Source organism: Pseudolactococcus yaeyamensis (genome assembly GCF_054658615.1).
Window position 1 is genome coordinate 1 of the sequence record NZ_BAAGGP010000108.1, and the last position, 7,448, is coordinate 7,448.

General features: G+C 38.4%; 5 protein-coding genes. 2 read left to right on the forward strand and 3 right to left on the reverse strand.

Annotated elements, in window-relative coordinates:
• Positions 1–139: 139 nt before the first annotated feature.
• Positions 140–2,092 (reverse strand): sucrose-specific PTS transporter subunit IIBC, encoded by a 1,953-nt coding sequence (locus tag ACYQ21_RS14015; RefSeq protein ID WP_460059158.1) that lies wholly within the window; start codon positions 2,090–2,092, stop codon positions 140–142.
• A 204-nt stretch (positions 2,093–2,296) separates the two neighbouring features.
• Between ACYQ21_RS14015 and ACYQ21_RS14020 the strand changes: the two genes are divergently transcribed.
• Both ACYQ21_RS14020 and ACYQ21_RS14025 read left to right on the forward strand, forming a co-directional pair.
• Complete coding sequence (locus tag ACYQ21_RS14020; protein ID WP_460059160.1) at positions 2,297–3,769, forward strand: sucrose-6-phosphate hydrolase; 1,473 nt, start codon at positions 2,297–2,299, stop codon at positions 3,767–3,769.
• 39 nt (positions 3,770–3,808) lie between these two features.
• Complete coding sequence (locus ACYQ21_RS14025; RefSeq protein ID WP_460059162.1) at positions 3,809–4,765, forward strand: LacI family DNA-binding transcriptional regulator; 957 nt, start codon at positions 3,809–3,811, stop codon at positions 4,763–4,765.
• A 225-nt stretch (positions 4,766–4,990) separates the two neighbouring features.
• On the opposite strand, the gene ACYQ21_RS14030 is transcribed toward ACYQ21_RS14025, so the two are convergent.
• Both ACYQ21_RS14030 and ACYQ21_RS14035 read right to left on the reverse strand, forming a co-directional pair.
• On the reverse strand, positions 4,991–6,673 hold the full coding sequence (locus tag ACYQ21_RS14030) for an ABC transporter ATP-binding protein (RefSeq protein WP_460059164.1): 1,683 nt from the start codon (positions 6,671–6,673) through the stop codon (positions 4,991–4,993).
• 21 nt (positions 6,674–6,694) lie between these two features.
• Entirely contained in the window at positions 6,695–7,324 is a 630-nt protein-coding gene (locus ACYQ21_RS14035; RefSeq protein ID WP_460059165.1) for an ABC transporter ATP-binding protein, read from the reverse strand.
• Positions 7,325–7,448 lie beyond the last annotated feature (124 nt).

Genomic DNA, 7,448 nt, shown 5'->3' on the forward strand with positions numbered 1-7,448 from the left:
TTTTAGCTCATCGTACTTATTTGAAACAAGTAAATAAAAGGGTTAGTGTCAAGCAGAATCTATTGAAATGCTTGGTGAATGAGAAGATATTGACTGACGTAATAAAAAGTTTATGAAACGACCGTGGGTTATTTTAACTTTATTTTATTATAGGTGCAGTCGTTTGAATAATCGTTTGACCAACCGTCACGGCTTGGTTATCAATGCCTTGGACTTCTGCAAAGGACAGGGTATTGGTCACAATGATCATGACCGTCGCTTCATAGCCTGCAGCCTTAATTTTATCAATATCAAAAGTACCTAATAAGTCACCTTTTTTCACAACTTGACCTTGTTTGACTTGTGTTGAAAAGCCTTCACCTACCATTTGGACAGTATCAATCCCGATATGCAGCAAGACTTCTGCCCCTTTATTCGTCAAAAGACCATAGGCGTGTTTACTGTCATTTGTGACTGTCAATGTTCCGTCTGCTGGCGCATAAATTTCACCTATCGTTGGTTCAATCGCAATCCCTTTTCCCATTAATTCTGATGAAAATACTTGATCTTTCGTTTCAGAAAGTTGAATAGCTTGACCAGTTACTGGGGCATAAAGTGCCTCATCTGAAACGCCTTCAGAAGTTTTAACGATATTAATCTCCTGAGCTGTTGTTCCTGTCGTTGCGACGTTCGCAGGGACATCCATGCGTCCTCGACCATAGACGTAAGTCGCAAGAAAAGCAAGGACAAAGCTGACTATAATACCGAGCATGAACATTGGAATGCTAGCTGGCTTGATCGCAATAAAGCCGATGATTCCCGCAGGCCCAAGTGATACGCCACGCACACCCGCAAATCCCATGATGGTAGAGGCAATGCCGGCTGCACCGAGACCAATAAAGAATGGGAATTTGAGTTTGAGGTTGACACCAAACATAGCTGGTTCAGTAATCCCTAACATAGCAGAGAAAGCTGAAGATGATGCGAGACCTTTTTGTTTTTCGTTTTTCGTCAAGAAGAAGATGGCAAATGTTGCCGCACCCTGAGCAACGTTTGCTGCAGCCGCGATTGGGAAGATGAAGTCACCCCCAGTTTTTGCAATATCAGCAAGTAGAGAAGTTTCAATCGCTGGAAATGATTGGTGCAAACCAGTCAGCACAATCGCTGAGTAGCCCAAACCAAAGATACCATAACCAACCCCACCAAGTGTATTGACGAGCCAAACGAGACCATCAGTCATTCCATTTGAGATACCACGAAGGACAGGACCAACTACAACTACTGCAAATGTCACAAAACCTGTAATAATAACGGCTAACATCGGTGTGAAAGTAAAGTCAATCGCATTTTTCAAATGCTTATGGAAGAATTTCTCAAGCGTTGCCAAAATCCAAGCCACACCAATGACTGGTAAGACTTGACCTTGATAACCGGCTTGGGCGATTTTGAAACCAAAAACATCCCAGTACGGCATTTTGTTTGAAGCAATGGCTTCTGCTACACCGTAACCATTAACGAGGCTAGGCATTACCAACATCATACCTGCTGCTGCCCCAAGATAAGGATTACCGCCGAAACGTTTCGTTGCTGAAAATCCGATTAAAATAGGTAGGAAAGCAAATGGTGCCGAGGCCATAAGATTGACAATCTCAGCAAACCCTTGAATACCTGGGACCATCTCAACAATAGACTGAGGACCAAAGAGACCTTGACCTGTCAAAACATTGTTCAAGGCCATCAAGAGACCGCCTGCAACCAAAGCAGGAATCAATGGTACGAAAATATCTGATAAGACTTTAATCAACTTCATAAGTGGATTTGTTTCAGTGTTGGCAACGTCTTTCAGCTCATCTTTCGACACTTCGCCAACTCCAGTAATCGCTACCAATTCTTTGTAGACAGTATTTACATCACCTGGTCCGACGATGATTTGATACTGACCATTGGCTTCAAATGTCCCTTTCAAATCTGCATCATCGTCAAGCGCTGCTTGATCAATGTTAGCTGTGTCTTTAACAACTAAACGCAAACGTGTGGCACAGTGGGCTGCTGCGACGAGGTTATCCTCGCCAAGTGCTGCCGCAACTCGTTTTGCTACTTCTTTGTGATCCATAGAAATTCCCCTTCAAATTGTTACATGATAATTCAAGTCATAGAAAATCATTTCTACAAATCAAATTTCAAAGTTCACTTAAAATAATGTCGTTGCGATATCAATTGTCAAACGTTTGATACCGTTTACATTTTAAATTATAACCTGTTTCAAAAACATTGTCAAGCGTTTGACATAGAATTTTTTTTGCATTATAATTTGATTATGATAACTAAAAAAGATTACTCAAAACCTTGGACTTCTGCTGAGCGCTATCGTGCTTATGCTGACTACTCGCCTGAGTTTATTGCTGACCTCACAACTGCTGTCGCAAGCTCAGCTTACAAAAATACTTATCACATTCAGCCAAAGACTGGTTTACTAAATGACCCAAATGGCTTCTCCTACTTTAATGGGAAGTACCATTTATTTTACCAGGTCTTCCCTTATGGGCCAGTTCACGGCCTCAAATCTTGGGCGCTGATGACATCAACCGACCTGATTCATTGGACTGATGAAGGGTTGAAACTCTTCCCTGATACCGTCTTTGACTCACATGGGGCTTATTCTGGCTCTGCTCTCCCCCTTTCTGATGACAAACTCTTCATTTTCTATACCGGCAACACGCGCGGTACAGATGGCTCACGTGATGCTTATCAAAACGGTGCCATCTACAGCAAATCAGGTGACGTTCAAAAATTTGATGCCCCACTTCTTCAAACACCAGCAGGCTATACCGACCATTTTCGAGATCCCATGATCTTCGATGCCAATGGTCAGAAATTTGCTATCATCGGCGCACAAACATGCGATGAAGCAGGTGTTGCCGTCTTAGCTCAGGCAACTGATGACAGTTTAACATCTTGGGACTACGTAGGACAAGTTCAGTTTACCCAAGAAAAGATGGGCTATATGATTGAGTGTCCTAATCTCGTCTTTATTGACAAAAAACCAGTGCTCTTATTCTGCCCACAAGGTCTTGACAAAGCCGTCGCTGACTACGATAATATCTTTCCAAATATGTATGTTATTGCGGATGATTTTGATGTCGAATCTGCTACGCTGACACAGGCAGGAAAACTTCATAATCTAGATGACGGCTTTGAAGTCTATGCGACCCAAGCTTTCAACGCCCCTGATGGTCGAGTGCTTGCCTCTTCTTGGTTAGGCTTACCTGATCTGGATGTGCCATCACAAGCTGACGGTTGGCAGGGGATGCTCAGTCTGGTAAAAGAGCTGACACTGAGAAACGGGCAACTTTTCCAATATCCAGTAGTAGAGACTTTGTCACTACGCCATGATGAACAAAACATCACGCTTTCAGAAGTTGCCACGACCATTGACAGCAACAGTTATGAACTGGAAATTGAGCTGACTGAAGACAATGAACTTTTTCTTTTTGCGGATGTCAACAATTCTTCTCATGTTTCGCTCAAAATCGACGTGAAAAATGGTAAAATAGAACTGAATAGAGCAAATCTGCCTGTTAGCTGGTCTGAAAATTATGGTGTGGCACGTTCGACGCAGTTCACACCTGGCAAGGTGAAATTGAATCTCTTTGCGGATACATCGTCGCTTGAAATTTTTGTCAACGACGGTGAAAAAGTCATGTCTAGCCGTATTTTCACAGCAGCCCAAAACACTTGTTTATTCGCCAAAAATGGCCTATCTGCTAAGATTTGGCATCTAAAAAAATAAGGACAAATTGAGCATTTGACGGCTCAATCAAGTAAATATATGGCTAATCTAAACGATGTCGCAAAAATTGCTGGCGTCACTCCCACTACTGTTTCTCGCGTAATTAATATGCGCGGTTCCTTGTCTCAAAAAACGATTGACCGTGTGCATGCAGCCATGCGGGAATTGAACTATCAACCCAATGCCATGGCGCGTTCTTTGCAAGGCAAGAAATCCCAGTTGATTGGGCTAATCTTTCCTTCTGTCGCCTATCCTTTTTATGGCGAAATTATCCATGCGATTGAGTCCAAACTCTTTGCGTGCGGCTACAAGGCGATTTTATGTGACAGTGAAAATAATCCAGTGAAAGAGCGTGCCTACCTGACCATGCTTATGGCCAATCAGGTTGATGGCATCATCACCAGCTCTCATAATAAGGAAATTCATGAATATGAAAATGATAATCTAGCGATTGTCGCTTTCGACCGTTATTTGGCGGATGGCATTCCGATTGTTTCTTCTGATAATTTGGCAGGTGGTAAACTTGCAACCGACTATCTTTATGAGCAAGGCTGTCGAAAGATTGCTATGATTGCAGGTGTCTCTGATACCATTAGTCCAACCCAAAATCGACGATTGGGCTATCAAACCATGATGGCTGAAAAACAGTTGACGCCGCTGATTCATTATTTGGCAAAAGAAAGCAATCTCAACCAAAAACGCCAGATCATTCATCAGTTTTTAGTTGAGCAACAACCTGACGGCGTTTTTTGCACAGATGATTTGACCGCCGTGATTGTTCAGAATCTTGCAACCACAGGTCACTTAGATAATCTCAAAGTTGTCGGTTACGATGGCACACAGGTTATCCAGAGTTTCATGCCAAGTCTATCAACCATTGTACAGCCGACTGATGATTTAGCTGAACTCATGGTCAAAATTTTAATTCAGAAGATTGAAGATGAGCAGTTTGTCCCTCAAGCGAATTATGTCTTGCCTGTGACACTTAAAAAATAAATCTACCTTTTAGATGAGATTGCTGAAAAAACTATCAAATTTGATGGCATTAAAAAAATGAATCGCTTAACCTTGCGGTTCATTTTCTGTTTTTCCTCAAATGAAAGTTTTTCAGCAGCCTCTTTTTTAATAAAGTAGATTTTTTTATGTTCTTTTCATTGCTTATGTGATGTGATGTTATTTTATAATACATCCCTCAAAACTTTCTCTGAGAGTAATTTTTCATTACATACTTAATTTAAAAAGGTTATGAAACTCGCCTTTTTGGGTTAATAACGCTTCAAAATTTCCAGTTTCTACTATTCTACCATTCTTCATAAAGAAAATACGATTATATTTTCTAAGCAAAGATTCATTAAGCTTATGCGTTACAATGATAGATGTTAAGTTTTTGATATTAAGAATAGCGTTCTCGATTTCAAAAGTCACGCGATTATCCAAAGATGATGTCGCCTCATCTAACAGTAAAATAGGAGTTTGTCGAATCAATGCTCTTGCAATACAAAGACGTTGTTTTTGCCCACCTGATAGATTCGCACCATTCTCCCCACAATTAGTCTCAAGTTTCAAATCACTGTTTGATATCATGTCTGATAATCCAGATAATTGAACGGCGGTATTAATTTCTTCATCAGAAAAGGTTTCGTTCAAAGTGATATTAGCTCGTAGCGTATCATCAAAAACATAAACATTTTGTTGAACAATTGTCATCAACTGGTAGATGCTTTCTGATGAAAGGTTTTCCAACTTTTCATTATCAATTTTAATGACTCCTGAATCGGTATCAAAAAATCTTAAAAGTAAGTTTAATAAGGTGGATTTTCCACTACCTGACATGCCAACGAGTGCAATTTTTTCACCTTTTTTAATTTCAAAAGATAGATTGGACAAAACTTTTACTTCATCTTTTTCATATGAAAAATCTACATCAGAAAATGTAATACTATCGTCAAAATGTTTTTTGAATTGACCATTCGAAATAACTTTTTCATTTGAAAGTTCAATTGATTTTAGAGTTGTCTCTCCTTGGCGAAATTGACTCATCCCCATGCCAATTTCATTTAAAGGTAAAACGACAAAATTAACAAGTTGTACGATCGCAGTGACACTACCAATCGTTGTTTGCCCTTTAAATACCAGTAACATACCGCCACCAAAAGCAACTAAAAAGACGAGCATTCCTGAAAGTTCTGATAAGACACGAGCTAAAATATCAAATTTATTTTTAGAGGCTTGAACAGTAGATAATTTCTCTCGTTCTTGGATAAAATCTTTCGTTACAACCTCTTTGACATTAAAGCTTTTGATGACTAGAAAACCAAGCAAAATATCTTTAACCTTTGCTAGGTACTGTTGTTCTGAATGAAGTAGACTTTTTTGTAGCGTCACAGTTTTTTTGCCAATCATACCACTAATTGCCATTGGAATCATACTTGCAATCACAACAAAAGTTGTCAAAAGCCAATTACCAATAAACATTGCAATTAAAGAAAATATCATCAGAGATAAATTTTTAGAGATATTGAAAAATTGATAAAGATAATCTTCTTCAATTTTTTTCATATTATCTGTTAAGACTGAAATGAATTTCCCTGAATTTTCATCTGAAAAATCCTTGTAGTCTTTATCTAAAATGGATTGAAAAACACGATGATTGTAATCGCCCATAATGTGACGTACTAAACGATTTCTCAAACGAAACGAGATAAAATTAAGTATCGCATAACTCAAAATCACAAAGACACCAAAAATAATAGACTTTTTTAATGATGTCAAACTTTGCGACAAACCGCTATCAATGATTAGTTTGATAGTATAAGCAAAGGCAATATTGACAAGTGGCACTAACATATTAAATACCATAAAAGTATAAAATGTTTTTTTATCGTTTTTTATTAATTTTTTCATTACTTACTCCTTCTGAGAATTTCAGTATTTTATTGACTCGTGTACTTCTTTTTGAAAATGCGACATAAAATAAGCTTCTAAATCAATATTTTCTCTTTTTAATTTTTTCATCGTCACTTGTTCAACAATACTACCATTTTTTATCACACCAATTGTATCCGCAATATGCGAGATTTCAGATAAAATATGACTTGAAACAAAGATAGTCACGCCGTCTTCTTTTGCTAATGTTAATAAGATGTTACGAATCTCTTGCACACCTACTGGATCTAATCCATTAATAGGTTCATCTAAAATCAATAATTTAGGTTTGGTCAATAAAGCTCTGGCAATACCAAGCCTTTGACGCATTCCTAAAGAAAACTCCTTTACTTTTTTTGTATTTTTTTGCAGCCCTACCCTATTCATCACTTTAGAAATATCGGAATTCTTAAGTGGATAATTCATGTATTTGGCATGAAGTTCTAAAATTTGTTTAGCAGTACAATTTTCATAAAATATTGGTGTTTCAACGATACTTCCTATTTTGCTCAATATTTCTTCTCGATTACTCGATAACTCTTTTCCAAAAATCTTTATCTCACCAGAGGTAATGCTAGTCAATGTCAACATACATTTCATCAAAGTGGTTTTCCCCGCACCATTAGGCACTGGTATTTAAAGAAAACAGTTTCCTTTGTCTATTCTATTACTTTATCAATGCCACGATTTCCTGTTCTTGTTCCGCAAAGCGAAACACAATTGTGATTTCCTTGTTCTCATGGATATAAATCGT